The organism is Bradyrhizobium sp. LB13.1, from assembly GCF_054056815.1.
Genome location: NZ_JBSRYQ010000001.1, coordinates 7638040 through 7654477 on the forward strand (window position 1 = coordinate 7638040; position 16438 = coordinate 7654477).

Consider the following 16438-nt stretch of genomic DNA (forward strand, 5'->3'; position numbering starts at 1 on the left):
TGGTCCTCCGGAGGTTGTCGTAGCGGGCACAATCGGCGATCGGTGCATGACGGAGCGTCAGTGCGGCCGGCGTCATGATGTTGGCCGGTGGGGCGAGTTCACGTTGCCGGGCCAGGATATTGAGAACGACATCTGCGGAATGGACGCTGTGACTGAGCGCTTCGGCACAGGCCGCTTCCACCGCGGGGAGACCGTCAGTCAGCACCGCGTTGAGGATGTCGACCATCTGCCGATTGCCATCGTCGGTGCTGGCAAGCTTGCGCCGGATCCGCTCGATCGCGGCCGGCAGCACCCAGTCCTTGAAGGGAGCACCGTTGCGCAGGGCGCCGGGTTTGCGGACGAGCACCGGCACATAATGCCAGGGGTCGTAGACGGTATCGCCGCGACTAAAGGATCGCGGGTGCTCGGCAACGATGCGTCCATCCTGACGGATCACGATGCGATCGGCATAGGCTTGAACCTCGACCGGTCGTCCGACTGCGCTGGCTGCGACCGAGTACTTGTTGTTGTCGAAGCGCACCAGGCAGGTCTTCGAGACCGACGCCGTCACGGCATGGAAGCCGTCGAAGCGGCCGGCATAGGGAACGAGCTTGGGGCGTTCGGCTTCGAACACGTCCCAGATCGTCTGATCAACCAACTCCGGATGGCGATGAGCCTTGGCGTAGGCGATGCATTTGTCGAGCAGCCAGGCGTTTAACTCGTCGAGGTTTTTGAACCGCAGCCGCGGCGTGAAGAAGCGTTCCCTGACCAGCCCGACCTGGTTCTCGACCTGCCCCTTCTCCCAGCCCGACGCTGGCGTGCAGGCGACCGGATCGACCAGATAGTGGCTGCACATCTGCAAGAAGCGGCGGTTGTAGAGACGCCCTTTACCGACGAAGATCGTCTCTACCGCGGTCTTCATGTTGTCGTAGATGCCGCGAGTGCAGGTGCCTTTGAACAGGGCGAACGCCCGGTCGTGGGCGTCGAACACCATCTCCTGCGTCTCCCGCGGATAGGCTCGCACGAACAGCATGCGGCTGTGACAGAGCCGGACATGGGCGGCCTTCACCATCACCGTGGTGCCGCTCAGCAAGACCACCTCGTGGCTCCAGTCGAACTGGTAGGCTTCGCCTGGGGCAAAGCTCAGCGGAACATAAGCGGCTGCGGTCGATTGCCCGCGTTCTTTGCTCCAGCGCCTGGCGTAACGCCGCACCGCATCGTAACCGCCGTCATAGCCGCGGCCGCGCAGCTCTTCGAAGATCCGGATCAACGTCAACTGTTCACGAGCGGATTTAGTCACGTTCGACGCAAGCAGCCCGTCAAGTTCGACTGCCCATTGTCCGAGCTTTGGCCGCGGCTGCACCTGCCGCTCGTACTCGAATGAGGTCTCTCCCGACCTCAGCACCTTCCGGACCGTGTTCCGCGACACCTTCAGGTCACGGGCGATCTCCTTGATCGTCTTGCCCTTGATGAAGTGCTCGCGCCGGATCCGGGCAATCGTCTCCACGATCAGCATCCCCCACCACCTGCTTTGTTACGAAGCAGGCAGCGCAACAGACCAACCTGTAGGGGGTCAATTTTGGACGCCGATCCCCCGGCTTAGGGGGTCAATATTGCAGGCCGAATGACACACGGGACCGCGCCGGGGTCAGAGTTGCGCCAGGCCGCCGTCGACGGCGACTTCGCTGGCGGTCATGAAGCTGCTGTCCGACGATGCGAGAAAGGCCGCCACGGCCCCGATCTCCGCCGGATCGGCCATGCGCTGGAGCGGAGTCATCGAGGCGAAGACCTTCTGGCCGTCCTCGCCCAGCGCTTCCTTTGCGAGTTCGGTCGCAGTCGCCCCGGGCGACAGCACGTTGACCCGGATGCCGCTGCCTTTCAGGTCCTCCGCCCAGGTTCGCGCGAGGTTGCGCACTGCCGCCTTGCTCGCGCTGTAGGCGCTCATTGCCGGGGCGCCCGTGGTGCCGGCGCTCGATCCGGTCAGGATGATCGAACCACCCTCGCCCATCAGCGGCAGCGCCTTCTGGACCGTGAAGATCGTACCCTTCACGTTGGTGTCGAAGGTTTCGTCAATGTGCGCGGCGGTGATCTGGCCGAGCCGAAGCTGGCTTCCCGCTCCTGCATTGGCGAAGACGATGTCGAGGGTTCCGCGCTCGGACTTCACCGCCGCATAGAGTCGGTCGAGGTCGGCCTCATCCGAGACCGAGCCCTTCACCGCGCGGGCATTCGGCCCGAGGGCGGCGACAGCAGCGTCGAGCGCCTCCTGTCGGCGGCCGAAGATGAAGACGAAGGCGCCTTCTTCGATGAAGCGCTTTGCTGCGGCGCGCCCAATGCCGGTAGCGCCACCCGTGATAACTGCAACCTTACCCTCTAGCTTTCGCACAACTTCTCCTTTCGTGATGTCGGGACAGCATCTGCCCCCGAGAACCTCGACATAGGTCGGTCGGCGTCAGGCGTTGAGTGCGGAAGCGCGCACATCGGTGGTGCGAAATCGATCCGGCCGGACGACTCACGGCAGCCGCGGCGATCGGTGTCCGCCGTTCGGGAATTGGGCGGTGCTTGCGGGCATAGGCTATGATGACGGCCCGTACTGCTGTACGAGACGTTAGATACGGGCTTTGGAAGGCGCACCGCGCGGTGCGGGATCGCACCATGATCGACTGGGATGACGTTCGCTACTTTCTTGCCGTCGCGCGCGGAGGCTCGGTGCGGGCTGCCGCCGAGCGCCTCGGTGTGAATCACGCGACCGTGCTGCGACGCATCGCCCAGCTCGAGGAACGGCTCGGGGTCCAAATGTTCGAAAAGCTGCCTTCGGGCTACCGCCTGACGGCTGCGGGCGAGGAGGTCCTCGAGTTCGCGGACCAGATGGAAGCGTCGTCGCACCTGCTGGAGACGCGCGTCTTCGGGCGCGACCAGAGCGTGCGCGGGCTTCTGCGGGTGACGCTGGCGCCGCCGCTGGCGACACACCTGCTCATGCCGGACTTCGCCGACTTCGCGCGTCTGCATCCGGACATCGAGATGGATATCCTGTCGTTCGGCGAACTGGCTAATCTGACCAACCGGGAGGCCGACGTCGCGATCCGCGTCGTCTACGACCGCAAAACCCTGCCGCTCAATCTTCACGGCATGAAGGGACCGGAGCTGTTCGGCGGCGTCTACATGTCCCGGGATCGACTAGCCGCGTGGCGTACGGGCGCGCCGGATCCCATCCGGTGGATCGTCATCAGCATTCATGGAATACCGGACTGGGCCAGCGAGGGTGAGGTTCGCACCACGGGGGTTCCGTTCAGGATCACGGACGCCGAGGCGCAGATCGTTGCAGTACGGCAAGGGCTCGGGATCACGACGCTGCCGTGCTTCATTGGCGATGCCGACCCCCTGCTGGTGAGGGTGCCGGGCACCGACCTGCACATGTACGGAACGCTCTGGCTTCTCACACACGGGGAGACCCGCAAGACGAAGCGCGTGCGGCTCTTCACGGAGTTCGTATCCCGCAGGCTCGCCGCATACGCTCCGCTTCTCGCGGGGCTGTCCATATCGCGCGACTGACGCCCGGCAGGTCGCCGGCGAGGCTTGCATCCTTTCGTCGCAGCATTTAGATCGCACCCGATTTAATCGGATACGATTTATATCGGGGCGACCTCGCAAACTCCGGAGGGATCCATGAGCCGTGTCCGAAAGCCTGCATTATAGGAAGCAAGGATGTGCTGGAGAGAGTCGAGCTGGCCAGTCAATCGGGGCCAAACCGCATTCGGAGATGAGTACCAAATGGCGCGCCCGGAACGAGGCGACCGACGCCCAACCTTCACGTTGAAAAATCAAGACAAAATCGCTAACCGCCGGGCTGGTTCGTACCACCACTTGTGACCACCTGCAAATTGTCTCCTGCACAAGGGCTGCAAGCTGCTCGTGGTTACGATAAAGGCAGCATCACCTACAAGCATTTCTCAGTGGCGAACGTGCGGGGACGCCATCGACCGGCTGGACTATGGCCTAGAGATTATGAATGCTCTTCCTGTTCCACTGGGGCTGAGCGTTAATGCTGACGAAGAAATGCACCATTTGCGGCGAGGAGAAGCCCGCGACCTTGGACTATTGGGGTTCTACACCCGCCGGAAATCTACGCGGCTACTGCAATGTCTGCATGAACCAGCGGTCGCGCCAGTATGAAGCCCAGAACAAGGAAAAGCGGAAGGTTCGAGATGCAAGGCGCGCAGCAAGAGCGCCGGGTGCCCGGACCGGCTTTGGATCGACCCTCAAGCGAGAGCTATGGGATAAGCAAAATGGCATCTGTCCGTGCTGCTTCCAGATGATCGACTTTGCTGAAAATGGGGAAGTGGATCATATGATACCCTTGGCTAAGGGCGGTGTGCATGACAGGTCCAACTTCATACTGGCACATTCTAGATGCAACCGCGACAAGAAGGACAAGACGCTAGAGGAGCATTGGGATTGGCGGGTCAAAGTCGGGCATGATGTCGAGAACCTTGGAAGCAAGCATGGTCTCGTTCCACCGAAGAGTTCACGTGAGCTGAGCCGTCGATGACCAACCCTGCTCGCATCATTCGCTATGTTCTTCCGGGAACGCTTCCCGGTCGTGATTTGCTGTCGCTCTATGACAGGAGCGCAAATTTGCTCATTGTGGACAGGGATCATTTCGATCGCCTCTGCGATGAGGATCGGGAGGTTGTCCTGCACACCCAAGAGCCAGCTCTACTGATCGAATATCTGGCAAACAAACCGCCGCGCATAAGGCGATAACGGTTCGCTGACTTTGGCAGGCGCAACAGCTTCGCCCGCGCTGGATTGGAGCTATGTCGAAGGCACTCCCGTCCCAAGCATCACATTCAAAACGTTCATCGCTCCCGAGGCAATCAAACTACCTGCTGCGCCGCTTAGGGAGTTCCGCACGTCTGTTAGTATCCCTCTCAGAGCCGATCGGTCGTTCTTGGCAATCGCTGTTTCTAACGCACCCAGCCTCTCTTCGAGACGCTTGCCATCGGCACCGGCTTCCACGAGCTCGACGCTGTGGTTGCGCAGTTGAGAGACGATTGAAGTGAGTTGATCGATTTTGATGCCGTCGCTCGCGTCGATATCGCCCGAGCTGTTGCCTTGCCCCATGTTGCCAACAAACTGACCAATGCTCCCGATGTTGATCGTGGGACTAGCAGCCTGAGCCTTCTGCTTCTCAGCTTGTCCAAAACTATCTTCCGTTCCCATAATTCCAGCCTTCTCCAAATCCAATGCCCACTCCAAGATGAGCGTTCGGACGCGATCAAGGATGCGCCCCAGCTCACTCGGCGAAATTTCCAAACAGTAGTTCCAGCGAACTCCGTTCTGCTCATCCAACATCTCTTTGATTTTGTCTGGATAGGAGACTTGAAGCGAGCCTCCGCGAGAGCACGAGCGGATTAGGTCTTCCAGCACCGAAACGGGTTCCGGGTTTCTCATCCACGAGAGCTGCTCCGTATGCCCGCCCATGGCCATCCAGCCATGGTACGGGTTGAACGCCATTGGCCGTCCATGCACCTTGCGGTACTCAGGCGGTTTGACCTCGTAGCCCTTTAGCTCGTGCTCGACCCAGTCCTCTACAGCTCCCAAGCCCAGCTTCACTGCAACGAATTTCACCCGGCGCAGGAGGTCACTCACCGGGCACTGACGCGTTGAGCGCGTCGTGCTGCAGCTTTTCCACAATGGTTCCCATACCCTCGCTCTTCCGTGCGTTGTCCTTGCCTCACTTTCTGGATTTGAGGCGCTGCTGTTCGGCGTCCACCAGGTCGGAAGCGCACTGCATAAACGTACTTGCAGCTTTGGTTGATCGGATCTTCTTCCCACTGTCGTCTGTGTCGTCAATGCTCAGGTCGATGGGCACTTGCATATCCGTGCCCCCCTTCTTACGGGCGAACGCGATGGTGACCACGCCTTCACCGACCGCTTTGAGCAACATCGCGAACGTTTGCTCCGCGTTGTAGACCGCAACGATTGCGCCGGGTGTGTCGGTCCCAAGCGATTGATTGACTAGGTACGGACGGCTGGTCGCGTTGCCTGAAACGAAGAACGCGCTCACAGGAGCGTTAGGCATCAGTCTATAGGTGGTGTCCTCGAAATCGTTAACCACAACCTTCAGCAGGATGCCGATGTTGTTCTTTGCGGTCATGAGATTGAATGAGCCGTCTACGCGGGCAAAGCCTCCCGTGCGGTAGGTAAAATCTCGGATAAGCGCAGCGAAGGTGACGCCACACCCTGTAAGAACGCCTTCTGTGAAAACGGGCGCAGCTTGGCTCGATAGCGTGCCAAGTCGCTGTGTAAGCGTCTGCTCGATAACAGCATCTCTTGCGTGAGCGGGATTACCCATCAGCGCAATCAGAATGGCGCTGCCGCCCCATATTTTGCCCATGTCGCCCCCAAATCGTTGTGCCCGCAACATAACACAACCGACATTCGGTCCCGATACCCACCTCCGTAGGGTCTACCCTTCCGAGACACCGCTGTGAGACACGATTTCTGCCTCAATAGGGTTGACTTATGAGTTTTGAGACACCAGTGTCTCATGGTCTAGACCCTAACGAGACAGGACTGGCAAATGACCGTCATCGGGTACGCCCGTGTGAGCACCAACGATCAACAACTCGACCTCCAAGAGAACGCATTGCGCGCAGCAGGCTGTGACCTGATCCGCTCCGAGAAGCGCAGCGGCACCTCCACCGCAGGCCGGGAGGAGCTTCGCACCGTGCTCGACTTCCTCCGCGCGGGGGATGTGCTGATGGTAACCCGCATTGATCGGCTTGCGCGCAGCATTGGCGACCTTCAGGACATTGTTCGTACCGTGAAGGCGCGTGGTGCTTCCCTGAAGGCAACAGAGCAACCCATCGACACCAGCACTGCAGCTGGCAAGTGCTTCCTCGACATGCTTGGTGTGTTCGCTGAGTTCGAGACCAATCTTCGCAGGGAGCGGCAGCTAGAAGGCATCGCGGACGCCAAGGCACGCGGGGTCTACCAAGGGCGCAAGGCCTCCATCGACACCGCCAAGGTGAAGGCGCTCAAGGCTCAAGGATTGGGTGCTTCAGCTATCGCCAAGGCTCTCAACATTGGTCGTGCGTCGGTCTACCGGGCTCTGGAGACCTAAGTGGCGCAGGGACAACGCAGCATTATTCACTCTCCTCGCCACCGTCTTCTGCCGTGATGTGCGGCGATGCTCCGCGCCTCCTCCGCTCGGGAGGGGCGGGCTTGGGTGGCTGGTCGCGGCTGCTCATAGCCACAGCGTGAACGGGGGTGGCACGAAGGATGTTGACCAAAATCAATGGGTCCTCGTTTCGAATAGAGGTCCCAGTCTGAAACGTCCCCTACCCCCACGTTTCAAATAGTGGGCTTGAAGGGAGCGAATATTGCCGAGCTTGTCGCTGCGCTGGATCGTTCTTAGGAACGCCGGCTCAGCCTTGAGAGCTTTCCGTGCTCGAGCGGATCATCCTATAGGCTTGGGTGCGCTCAAGAAGGTCCATCTGCTTCGCCAAGGCGCGCCATTGGTTGGCCGCCTCACGGAGGGCAAAGACCACATTCGGATCGGTTGCCGTGTCAGCCATCGCGTCACACGCGTCGGAACGGGTCAGCATTTCGCTTGCTTTCATGGCGCTGCTAATCCGGTAACGCAGGCACCGTTCCTACTGGCAAAGGAGCCTCCTCGGGTGCCGTAGTTCCAGCTATGGCGTCCCCCAACTCTTCCTATCGGGGCCGGGGATGCGGCGGATCAGCTACCCTCGCGTGGGGTCTCCACAAGCTCCCGCAGGCGCTCCTCCAGCTGCTCTGTGAGCCTCCTCAGGTTGTCCGCAGTGACGCCCACGTAGGCATGCGCCAGCCTGCGACACATGGCTAACTGTGCCTCCAGACGCTCTTTTTCGACTTCAGGGTCCATACGGAGAAGACGCAGGGGGCTTCAGGTTGTTCACAGCCCAGCGTTCAGGGCGGCTTCCTATAGCCCCGGCTGGGGCCGTAGGGTGCCTCCGGGCAGACCTTCGCCCGAGAGCCTGTCCCCTCGCGTCCCGTTGGGTTTGATCCCAGTCAGGCTCAGGGGCCGCTTGGGCGATTTCAGCCCAGTGCTTTGCTTCCCAGTGCTGGACCGGGGCCTGTTATAAACTGTGGCCGTAATCACCTTCGGTCAGCGCCAACATTCGTTCCCTGATATGGGATGTATGTGCGCTGTGGTGACACAGGGTAAGTTACATCGATTCTATTCTATATATTCATATACTTAGGTACCTCGTAGGCTTGTCCTATAGCCTAAAAGTCCCATCCCTCCGGTCTGGTGATGCCGAGCTTCGGAGTTGCTCCGGTATGGGTCTGAAACTGCTCTTTCAAGGTATCCACCGCCACCGCCTCGTGTCTGGACTGCACAATGAGGCTATCGTGCACAGGCAGGCTCGGGACACCTTGAGCCATCAATTCCTGCATGGTCCCGATGATGATCTTGCTCTCAACGAACATGAGGTCACTCCAGTCTCGTACACGACCCCTAATCTCTCCTCCCCAGCGCTGCAGAATTGGGTGGCGTTGTAGAACCCGCTCGCAGACCCGTGACATGGGGTAAGCCTTGGCATCGAAAGCGTCCGGTCGGATGCCCTTGCGCTCCAAACGGTCCCGGACGTTCTCCTTGATTTCCGTCGTCCATTTCGTCCGAAGTTGGCCGCCTCCGAAGGACATGTTGATCCAGCACTTGGCCACCTCTCGATCCAGCACGGTGTCGCCAAGTATTCCGGCGTAGGCATCTGTGTTGGTGTCGAGCTTTTGATCGCACCAAGCGTAGAAGATGCTCAGGTATGCCGATGAGATGTCGATTTCGACCACAGCCTCACCGTCAATCCGCATCTCACGCCGCGCGGCCCCGCTGAGGTGCTGATAGCATGCAGTGTTCTGTGGATAGGAGTAGAGGCGGCCGCCCTTATTCCAACGGAAGTCAGGATGGCCTGCGTGGTGAAATATCCGCACCCAGCCCAGATGCTTAATCTCAGTGGTCGGGTGCGTGATCGAGTGCTGGCCGACGAACGCGTTGAGTTCCGCCACCTGTTTCCGAAGGCGCTCTACCGCAACGATGTCCGGTGTTTTCCGCGAGGGCTTCGTGAGCCGCACCAGCTCGGAAGGCATTACCTCCTCGGAATTGAAATGTTGCCACACCGTTGCTGGCGTGATGCCGTGGGCCTCGCAGAGGGATAGAAGAGACGGTGTTGCACGGAAGCGCGACAGCTTCCCATGCGAAGGCCCCGGATTTCCGAAGCCGTAAGCACCTGGATAGCCCGGCTGGTGCTCGACCAAGCCCGCCTCAGTCAACGCTTGCCGCACCCCGTTGAACATGTGCCATGAGACAGCTTTGCCGGTGTACGTCTCTTTCTTCAGAGAACACCGCAGCCAGCCCTCGCTGAAGTCTCTTTCGATTACGTCCAGCAAATCGGCAACGAAGGCCGCCATAGCGTTGGCGTAATCTTCTTTGGTCTTGTTCCGAGCATAAGCCTTGCCCTTCGCCGCCATCGACCTCGGATAGCGCGCGGCCAACTCACTTGCGAGCACGCGGGCCTTCAGGCTTGCTGGTGTGGCTCGCAAGGTAGCCAAGGGTGCCTTATGCAGGACCTTGGCCTCCTCACGTGAAATGCTCGGCGTCGGCACGATTTGCTCGGGCACGTCAGGCTCTTTGTCTGTCATCTTCCGACTTCCCGCCTCGGGGTCTTACGATCAGAACCCATAAGCCCGGTTGATCATGTAAGCGCTGATGTCGATGCTGTACCGAGCAGCCACGCCGTCTACAGGGGCCTCCCCCGAGAGCGGCGGTGGTGATCGGTCATCATGACGCGTGGTGCTTTCGTGGCTATTCAGGCGTTGCTTTACGCTTTGCCGGTGGTTGCTTTGATGTGCCGCTAGTACGCGTTGGTACGCCCAGCGGTTTGACACGCGACAGGTCAAGGCCGGGATAGGAAATGCGATTGATGGCGTCAGATAAACCGGAAGCAGTGAACCGGGCTAACATGGCAGGCGCGCCGTAACCCCAACTCACCGTGGATGCTTGAGCATGACCGATCAGAGCTTCGCGCGCCTCGTGATCCGCCCTGCCCCTACGTAGCGCGTCTTTCACGGTGTGCCTGAAACTGTGGAACACCTTGGCCTTATCCGTGACGCCTGCTGCTCGGAGATAACGACCAAACCACTGGGAAAACGCAGGCACGCCAGCACGCCCCTTATCGGGAGATACCATAGGGAATAGCCACGCATCCGGGCCATCAGCCTTCCTTCGCTCCTCGACATAGCCGATTAAGCCTAAGCGGATCACTTCGGGATGCGCGGGTACAACACGTTCGGAGGCTTCCGTCTTCAGCCTCTTCCCTCGTGCCCGCTCGCTTTCGAAGTAGAGCAGGGTCGCCCCTGTCTCTACGTCCGTCTGCACGTTGGCGGCGGTGAGGCCCCCCAGCTCCGCTTGGCGTGCCCCGGTGAACAAGGCAAGGACGGGCAACCAAAAACCAGCGTCCCCATGAGCACCCAATGGGAACTGATGCTCGGTAAACACCGGCGCATTGAATAGCAGTTGCAACTCTGCCGTCCCGAAGGATGTTCGCTCGGAGCGCTCTTCTGGAAGCCTGATCTTGCTGAATGGATCGACCCACTGCTGCCCGTCATCCGGCACAAGGCCGTTCTCCTTTGCCCAGACACAGATGGACTGCACCGCACCCAGTTGCTTGTTGATCGTTGCTGCGGTGATCTTCGGCTCTTCCGGGTGCTCGCGGCCCCACTCAGCCTGCGCAGGGAGAGGCGCGCCTAGCAGAGGTCCTTGCCGCAATCGAGGGACATCCTGAAGCGCTCTACGGTAGTCCAAAGCCTGCTTCTTCCTGATCGCCGCGACCGGCATGTTACCGTGGACTTGGATGAACATGTCCACGCTCCGGCTAAACTCGTCCACGGTCCGCTTCGGTCGTGCCCGGTGCCGCTTCCAGCCCTCAACCGCATCAAGCAGCGTCCCGCCATCACCCGCTGCCGGTGCTCCCGGCCCGGCCACAAAAGGCGTTTCTACAGTGATGCCTGCGTCTCGCTTCTCGATTGCCTCCAGTCCTCTTAGGTACGCGTGTAGACACGCGGTGCTCAGCTTAATGTAGGCGGCGCTATGCTCGTCCAGTTCAATGTTGAACGCCCACAGGGCTCCCCGGACGTCGTCCTGCACGGCTGAGATGTCGCCCATTGCCGCCGTTTGCCGGAGCATCTGGATCGTATCCAACAGCTCGGTGTGGTTCTCCTCAAACACCTGACGTGGCAATCCACGGGCGGGCCATTGCGCGGGCGGGATCAACGGTTCATCCACTGAGCCATCAAGCCGGATGATCTCGGCTCTGATCCGCGCCAGTTCGTCGCGACCGCCGAAGCGTGTTCGCTCGTCCCACTCCAGCGCCTTGGCGTACACCCATTCAGCCATTCGCTTGATTTCAGTATCGTTCAGGCTGGTGCGCTTGACCGTGGGCACCGTGGCTGCCGCAAGTCGTGCCTTTGCTTTCGCGATGATCCGGTCGAACTCCGCCAGCACCGGCTTGGCGCGCACATTGGCCGAGTGGAGGTCCTTGGTCCCGAGAGACTTCTTAAGGTGGGATTGCGACGCCTTGCCGTTGTTCAGCTCAATTGCCACCGCGCGCGCGCAGTCCCTTCGGTTTCGCGGGCACGGTTTTCAAAGCGTAGTAGGTATTGTGTCGGTCTTTGATCACGCCCATCAGAACACGCATTTTCACCACCGCTTCACACCACTGGCGGCAGCTAAGCGCTTGTAAACGTGCTAGTTATTGATTTTCAATAGGAACTTGTGCGACTGGCGCGCCCGGAACGATTCGAACGTCCGACCCTCAGATTCGTAGTCTGATGCTCTATCCAGCTGAGCTACGGGCGCGTTTTTCGCGAACAGCAATGTGGGCAAGGCCTACATGCACCCTCCGGACAACGCCGAAGGGGTGCGAAAGAGCGCTCTGACTAACCGCTCTTGCCCGAATTGGCAAGGTCCGGATTGGGGAGATTTTGCAGGGCAACGACGGTTTCCGGTGGGTCTCCGGCCGACTACGCCCTTGCCCGCTCGTTGCGGATGGAGAGGAGTTCCACGGGGCGGTCGGGGATGACGATCCGGAAGGTGGCGCCGAGGGTGCCTTCGACCAGATGGATGTCGCCGCCATGGGCGCGGACGAGCTCGGCAGCGATGGCAAGGCCAAGGCCGCTGCCGCCCGGGCGGCCGGAGGTCTGGAACGCCTCGAACAGATGGTCCCGGGTCTTCTGGGGCACGCCGGGGCCGGTGTCGGAGACCTCCAGGATGGCGACGGCGCCTTCGCGTTTTCCCGTGATCCGGATCTGCTGCGCGCCGCCCTCGGCCGACGAATGGCTTTCCAGTGCCTGGGCGGCGTTGCGGACGAGGTTGAGCAGCACGCGGAACAGCTGGTCGGGATCGGCGTCGACCGCGAGCCCCCGCTCGATCGCGGCGACCCAGACGATCGCGGCATCGCTGGCAAGGCCCGCGGTCTCGCGCACCTCCAGCACCACCGGCTCGATCAGGATCATGCGCCGGTCGGGCGCGGCCTCCTGGGCGCGGCCGTAAGACAAGGTCGACTGGCAGAAGGCGATGGCGCGCTCGAGCGAACGCACGAGCTTTGGCGCGCAAAGCGCTGCACCCGCGGATCCGGCACGCTGGCGAGCTGGTCCGACAAAAGCTGGGCCGAGGCCAGCAAATTGCGCAGATCATGGTTGATCTTGGAGACGGCGAGGCCGAGGGCGGCAAGCCGGCTCTTCTGATGCAGCATCGACATCAAATCGCGCTGCATGTCCGACAATTCGCGCTCGGCGACCCCGATTTCGTCGCTCCGCTGGCTCGGCACGATGATCCCCGCCGAGCTTTCGGGGTTTTCGTGGAAGCCGACCAGGCTCGCCGTCAACCGCCGCATCGGGCGCACGAACAGATAATGGAGCGCGAGATAGACGAGGCCCGCGGTCAGCGCCGCGATGATCAGCGCGACCACCACGACGTTGCGGGAGAAGCGGTACATCGACTGCCGCAGCGGCAGCTCGTCGGTCACGATCTCGATGAACTGGGCGTTGCCGACCCCGGGCCCGACGATCCGGATGGCCTGGTTGCCGGTCTCCAGCATCATCCGGAACGAGCCGGTGATCGCCTCCCACGCCGTCATGTCGCGCAGGTCGATGTCGTGCTCGATGGCGGTCGGCAGATTGTCGCTGGCGAGCAGACGGCGCTGCTGGCCCATCTTGATGGCGACGGCGCGGGCATTGATGCTTTTCAGGATCTGGCGCGACAGCGAATCGGGAACCATGCCGAGCGGAGCTGCATCGAGCACCAGCGCCGCCGTGTTGGCCGCCGCCACGCGGTCGTTCAGCCGGTTGACCCAGAAGTTGGCGATGGCAGGCACGTAGAGCAGGACGGCCGCGATCATCACCAGGGGAACAGTGAGCAGCAACAGCTTGCCGGATAACCCAAGCCCGCGCGTCCCGCGCGGCTGCGTCGCCGGCGGGTCCCGCTGATCCTGATCCTGGATCGGCTGGAGGTCTGTCGCTGCCACGTATTCGCCCCTGTTGGCCTGGCTGATGGAGGATGCGACCCGCCCGGGGGCCGGTCAAATTACAGATTGCTAATCTGCCGAGGTGGGATGTAAGCGCGGATATCGCTAATCGCTACCTCGAGGGTTAAAAACCCCGCACAAACAGCGATATTCACCGGATCAGAGCGCTTGTGCGGCGTTGACGAAAAGGAGGCGCTCGCATATAAGCCGGCCAAATTGTCCGCGATGACCCGGTGTAACGCCGGGAGCGGCTCTCTTGGGGCCGAAAGCGGGCCCGTTTTGGGCAGCATCTTCCGGACTTTATCATCAATTCTACAGGCAAATTGCCCGGTCAGCGGAGAAAAACCCGTGAAGCGGACTTATCAACCCAGCAAACTGGTGCGCAAGCGCCGTCACGGCTTCCGTGCCCGTCTCGCTACTGCCGGCGGCCGCAAGGTTCTCGCCGCACGCCGCGCTCGCGGCCGCAAGCGTCTGAGCGCCTGAGCCGGCCCCCCTTTTTGGGATTTCATCATGGATCGGCTGAGGCAGCGAGCGGATTTCCTCGCCGTTGCCAATGGCGCGCGGGTGAATAGTCCCGCGTTCGTCCTGCAAAGCCGTGGCCGTGACGACAGCGGCCCGATCCGGATCGGCTTCACCGTTACCAAAAAGAACGGCAACGCTCCCGAGCGTAATCGCATCCGGCGCCGGCTTCGCGAACTGGTGAAGCGGCTCGATCCGGTGTCGATGCAGCCCCATCATGATTATGTGCTGGTCGGCCGAAGGGACGCGCTCTCGCGCGGCTTCGCCACCATGCTCGACGATCTGCGCATAGCGTTCGCGAAGCCCGCGCGGCATACGCACAAGGGACGCGGCCCAAAAACCGACGGCCAAAGAACCGACGGCTTAAAGCCCGGCCCCGCTCCTGCGACCAGCCGCAAACCGGATTGATGACGAGAATGATGACCGATAACCGCAACACCATCCTCGCCGTCATTCTGTCGGGCCTCGTGCTGATCGCCTGGCAATATTTCTACAACATGCCGGCGATGGAGAAGCAGCGCGTCCAGCAACAGACGCAGGCCGAGTTGCAGAAGACCACGCCGCAGCCGACGGCTTCCGGGACGCCGGGCGCCACGCCGCAGCCCGGCACCGCAGGCACGCCCTCCGCTCCCCAGACCGCCAATCAGCCGGGCCAGCCGATCGTCAGCCGGGAGGCGGCGATTGCCGCCTCCCCCCGCGTCAAGATCGATACACCCCGCTTGACCGGCAGCATTGCCCTGAAGGGCGCGCGCATCGACGATCTTGCGCTGGTGCAGTATCGCGAAACGGTCGACCCGAAGTCGCCGCCGATCATCCTCTATTCGCCGTCGGGCACTGCAGAGCCCTATTACGCAGAATTTGGCTGGGTGGCCGGGACAGGCGGCACAAAGGTGCCCGACCGGACCACCGATTGGCAGCAGGAGGGCACCAACAGCCTGACGCCGTCCACGCCGGTCATGCTGAAATACGACAATGGCGAAGGCCTCACCTTCCGCCGCACCGTCACGATCGACGACCACTACCTCTTCAGCATCAAGGACGAGGTGACCAATGTCGGCAACGCGCCGGGTCAAACTCTATCCCTTCGCGCTGATCTCGCGCCACGGCACGCCGCACGTCTCGGGCTACTACATCCTGCATGAAGGCCTGATCGGTTATTTGGGCGAGCAGGGCTTGCAGGAGAAGGCCTATAAGGCTGTCGGCGAAGCACCCGCGATCGGCAACGGCGGACACGGGTTCGAATTCAACAACGTCACCAATGCCTGGCTCGGCATTACCGACAAATATTGGGCGTCTGCGCTCCTTCCCGACACGTCGGCAACGCTCAAGGCCCGTTTTGTCGCCGAACCCGGCACCCAGATCCGATACCAGACCGACTATCTGCAAAGCGAGCAGACCGTCCCGATCGGCGGCACGACGACGACGAACGCGCGGCTGTTCGCCGGCGCCAAGGAAGCCGGCGTCGTCGGCGTGTTTCCGTTCGCCGGCCTCGGCGGCTACAACAAGGAGCTCGGCCTCAACCATTTCGATCTCTTGATCGACTGGGGCTGGTTCTACTTCATCACCAAGCCGATGTTCCTCGGCCTCGACTTCTTCTACCGCTTCTTCGGCAATTTCGGCATCTCGATCCTGCTCGTGACCGTGATCGTGAAGTTCTTGTTCTTCCCGCTGGCGAACAAGTCCTACGCCTCGATGGCGAAGATGAAGTCGGTCCAGCCGCAGCTTCAGGCGCTCAAGGAGCGCTACCCCGACGACAAGGTGAAGCAGCAGCAGGAGATGATGGAGATCTACCGCAAGGAGAAGATCAACCCGGTCGCCGGCTGTCTTCCCGTGGTGATCCAGATCCCGGTGTTCTTCTCGCTCTACAAGGTGCTGTTCGTCACCATCGAGATGCGGCACGCGCCGTTCTTCGGCTGGATCAAGGACCTGTCCGCGCCGGATCCGACCAATCTGTTCACGCTGTTCGGCCTGATCCCGTTCGATCCGACCACGCTGCCGCTGTTCGGCCACTACCTCGCGCTCGGCATCTGGCCGATCATCATGGGCATCACGATGTGGTTCCAGATGAAGCTGAACCCGACGCCGCCGGATCCGACCCAGCAGCTGATCTTCAACTGGATGCCGCTGATCTTCACCTTCATGCTGGCGGGCTTCCCGGCGGGTCTCGTGATCTACTGGGCCTGGAACAACACGCTCTCAGTGCTCCAGCAGAGCTTCATCATGCGCCGCAACGGCGTGAAGGTAGAGCTGTTCGACAATCTCAAGGCGACGTTCGCGAAGAAGGCGACGTAGCTCTCCGTCATTGCGAGGAGCGAAGCTCCGAAGCAATCCAGACCGTTTCCCCGGAGGCACCCTGGATTGCTTCGCTTCGC

12 protein-coding genes, 1 tRNA gene and 3 pseudogenes are annotated in these 16438 nt (G+C 61.2%); 7 read left to right on the plus strand and 9 right to left on the minus strand.

What is annotated here, in order from left to right:
* Positions 1–4 precede the first annotated feature (4 nt).
* Together istA and ACVWYI_RS37125 are read right to left on the minus strand one after the other, a co-directional pair.
* Positions 5–1495: pseudogene (gene istA / locus ACVWYI_RS37120) on the minus strand (IS21 family transposase); the annotation flags it as partial.
* A 132-nt stretch (positions 1496–1627) separates the two neighbouring features.
* Entirely contained in the window at positions 1628–2362 is a 735-nt protein-coding gene (locus ACVWYI_RS37125; protein ID WP_456664447.1) for an SDR family NAD(P)-dependent oxidoreductase, read from the minus strand.
* Between the two features lie 269 nt (positions 2363–2631).
* On the opposite strand from ACVWYI_RS37125, the gene ACVWYI_RS37130 reads away from it, so the two are divergent.
* From ACVWYI_RS37130 to ACVWYI_RS37140, 3 genes are all read left to right on the plus strand, one after another.
* Positions 2632–3528: a LysR family transcriptional regulator gene (locus ACVWYI_RS37130; protein ID WP_456664448.1), complete on the plus strand. Its 897-nt coding sequence runs from the start codon at positions 2632–2634 to the stop codon at positions 3526–3528.
* Positions 3529–4018: 490 nt separating this feature from the next.
* Positions 4019–4525: an HNH endonuclease gene (locus ACVWYI_RS37135; RefSeq protein WP_456664449.1), complete on the plus strand. Its 507-nt coding sequence runs from the start codon at positions 4019–4021 to the stop codon at positions 4523–4525.
* Positions 4522–4740: a hypothetical protein gene (locus ACVWYI_RS37140; protein WP_456664450.1), complete on the plus strand. Its 219-nt coding sequence runs from the start codon at positions 4522–4524 to the stop codon at positions 4738–4740. The genes ACVWYI_RS37135 and ACVWYI_RS37140 overlap by 4 nt, the downstream gene beginning before the upstream one ends.
* 51 nt (positions 4741–4791) lie before the next feature.
* On the opposite strand, the gene ACVWYI_RS37145 is transcribed toward ACVWYI_RS37140, so the two are convergent.
* Positions 4792–5628, minus strand: coding sequence for an AbiTii domain-containing protein (locus tag ACVWYI_RS37145; RefSeq protein WP_456664451.1), 837 nt, complete (start codon positions 5626–5628; stop codon positions 4792–4794).
* A gap of 85 nt (positions 5629–5713) precedes the next feature.
* Entirely contained in the window at positions 5714–6376 is a 663-nt protein-coding gene (locus ACVWYI_RS37150) for a hypothetical protein (RefSeq protein ID WP_456664452.1), read from the minus strand.
* A 186-nt stretch (positions 6377–6562) separates the two neighbouring features.
* On the opposite strand from ACVWYI_RS37150, the gene ACVWYI_RS37155 reads away from it, so the two are divergent.
* Entirely contained in the window at positions 6563–7105 is a 543-nt protein-coding gene (locus ACVWYI_RS37155; protein WP_456664453.1) for a recombinase family protein, read from the plus strand.
* Between the two features lie 304 nt (positions 7106–7409).
* Here ACVWYI_RS37155 and ACVWYI_RS37160 read toward each other — a convergent pair whose 3' ends face one another.
* The 5 genes and pseudogenes from ACVWYI_RS37160 to ACVWYI_RS37180 all read right to left on the minus strand — a co-directional run bounded on the left by ACVWYI_RS37160 (position 7410) and on the right by ACVWYI_RS37180 (position 13547).
* Positions 7410–7604, minus strand: a complete 195-nt coding sequence (locus ACVWYI_RS37160) for a hypothetical protein (RefSeq protein ID WP_456664454.1) — start codon at positions 7602–7604, stop codon at positions 7410–7412.
* A gap of 649 nt (positions 7605–8253) precedes the next feature.
* Positions 8254–9666: a hypothetical protein gene (locus ACVWYI_RS37165; RefSeq protein ID WP_456664455.1), complete on the minus strand. Its 1413-nt coding sequence runs from the start codon at positions 9664–9666 to the stop codon at positions 8254–8256.
* 163 nt (positions 9667–9829) lie between these two features.
* The gene (locus ACVWYI_RS37170; protein ID WP_456664456.1) at positions 9830–11626 is read right to left on the minus strand and encodes a site-specific integrase; all 1797 of its coding nucleotides are present in this window, start codon (positions 11624–11626) and stop codon (positions 9830–9832) included.
* Positions 11627–11804: 178 nt separating this feature from the next.
* A tRNA-Arg gene (locus tag ACVWYI_RS37175) sits at positions 11805–11881 on the minus strand.
* A gap of 164 nt (positions 11882–12045) precedes the next feature.
* Positions 12046–13547, minus strand: a pseudogene (locus tag ACVWYI_RS37180) (ATP-binding protein).
* 348 nt (positions 13548–13895) lie between these two features.
* Here ACVWYI_RS37180 and rpmH point away from each other — a divergent pair.
* From rpmH to yidC, 3 genes and pseudogenes are all read left to right on the plus strand, one after another.
* Positions 13896–14030 (plus strand): 50S ribosomal protein L34, encoded by a 135-nt coding sequence (gene rpmH, locus ACVWYI_RS37185; protein ID WP_008542748.1) that lies wholly within the window; start codon positions 13896–13898, stop codon positions 14028–14030.
* Between the two features lie 27 nt (positions 14031–14057).
* Complete coding sequence (gene rnpA / locus ACVWYI_RS37190; protein WP_247351422.1) at positions 14058–14474, plus strand: ribonuclease P protein component; 417 nt, start codon at positions 14058–14060, stop codon at positions 14472–14474.
* An 11-nt stretch (positions 14475–14485) separates the two neighbouring features.
* Positions 14486–16358, plus strand: a pseudogene (yidC, locus tag ACVWYI_RS37195) (membrane protein insertase YidC).
* The last annotated feature ends 80 nt before the right edge of the window (positions 16359–16438 follow it).

Bases quoted from the DNA above. Each gene is read 5' to 3' on its own strand.
- ACVWYI_RS37130 (WP_456664448.1), top strand. From the start codon at position 2,632: ATGATCGACTGGGATGACGTTCGCTACTTTCTTGCCGTCGCGCGCGGA.
- ACVWYI_RS37135 (WP_456664449.1), top strand. From the start codon at position 4,019: ATGCTGACGAAGAAATGCACCATTTGCGGCGAGGAGAAGCCCGCGACC.
- ACVWYI_RS37140 (WP_456664450.1), top strand. From the start codon at position 4,522: ATGACCAACCCTGCTCGCATCATTCGCTATGTTCTTCCGGGAACGCTT.
- ACVWYI_RS37150 (WP_456664452.1), bottom strand. From the start codon at position 6,376: ATGGGCAAAATATGGGGCGGCAGCGCCATTCTGATTGCGCTGATGGGT.
- ACVWYI_RS37155 (WP_456664453.1), top strand. From the start codon at position 6,563: ATGACCGTCATCGGGTACGCCCGTGTGAGCACCAACGATCAACAACTC.
- ACVWYI_RS37160 (WP_456664454.1), bottom strand. From the start codon at position 7,604: ATGAAAGCAAGCGAAATGCTGACCCGTTCCGACGCGTGTGACGCGATG.
- ACVWYI_RS37165 (WP_456664455.1), bottom strand. From the start codon at position 9,666: ATGACAGACAAAGAGCCTGACGTGCCCGAGCAAATCGTGCCGACGCCG.
- rnpA (WP_247351422.1), top strand. From the start codon at position 14,058: ATGGATCGGCTGAGGCAGCGAGCGGATTTCCTCGCCGTTGCCAATGGC.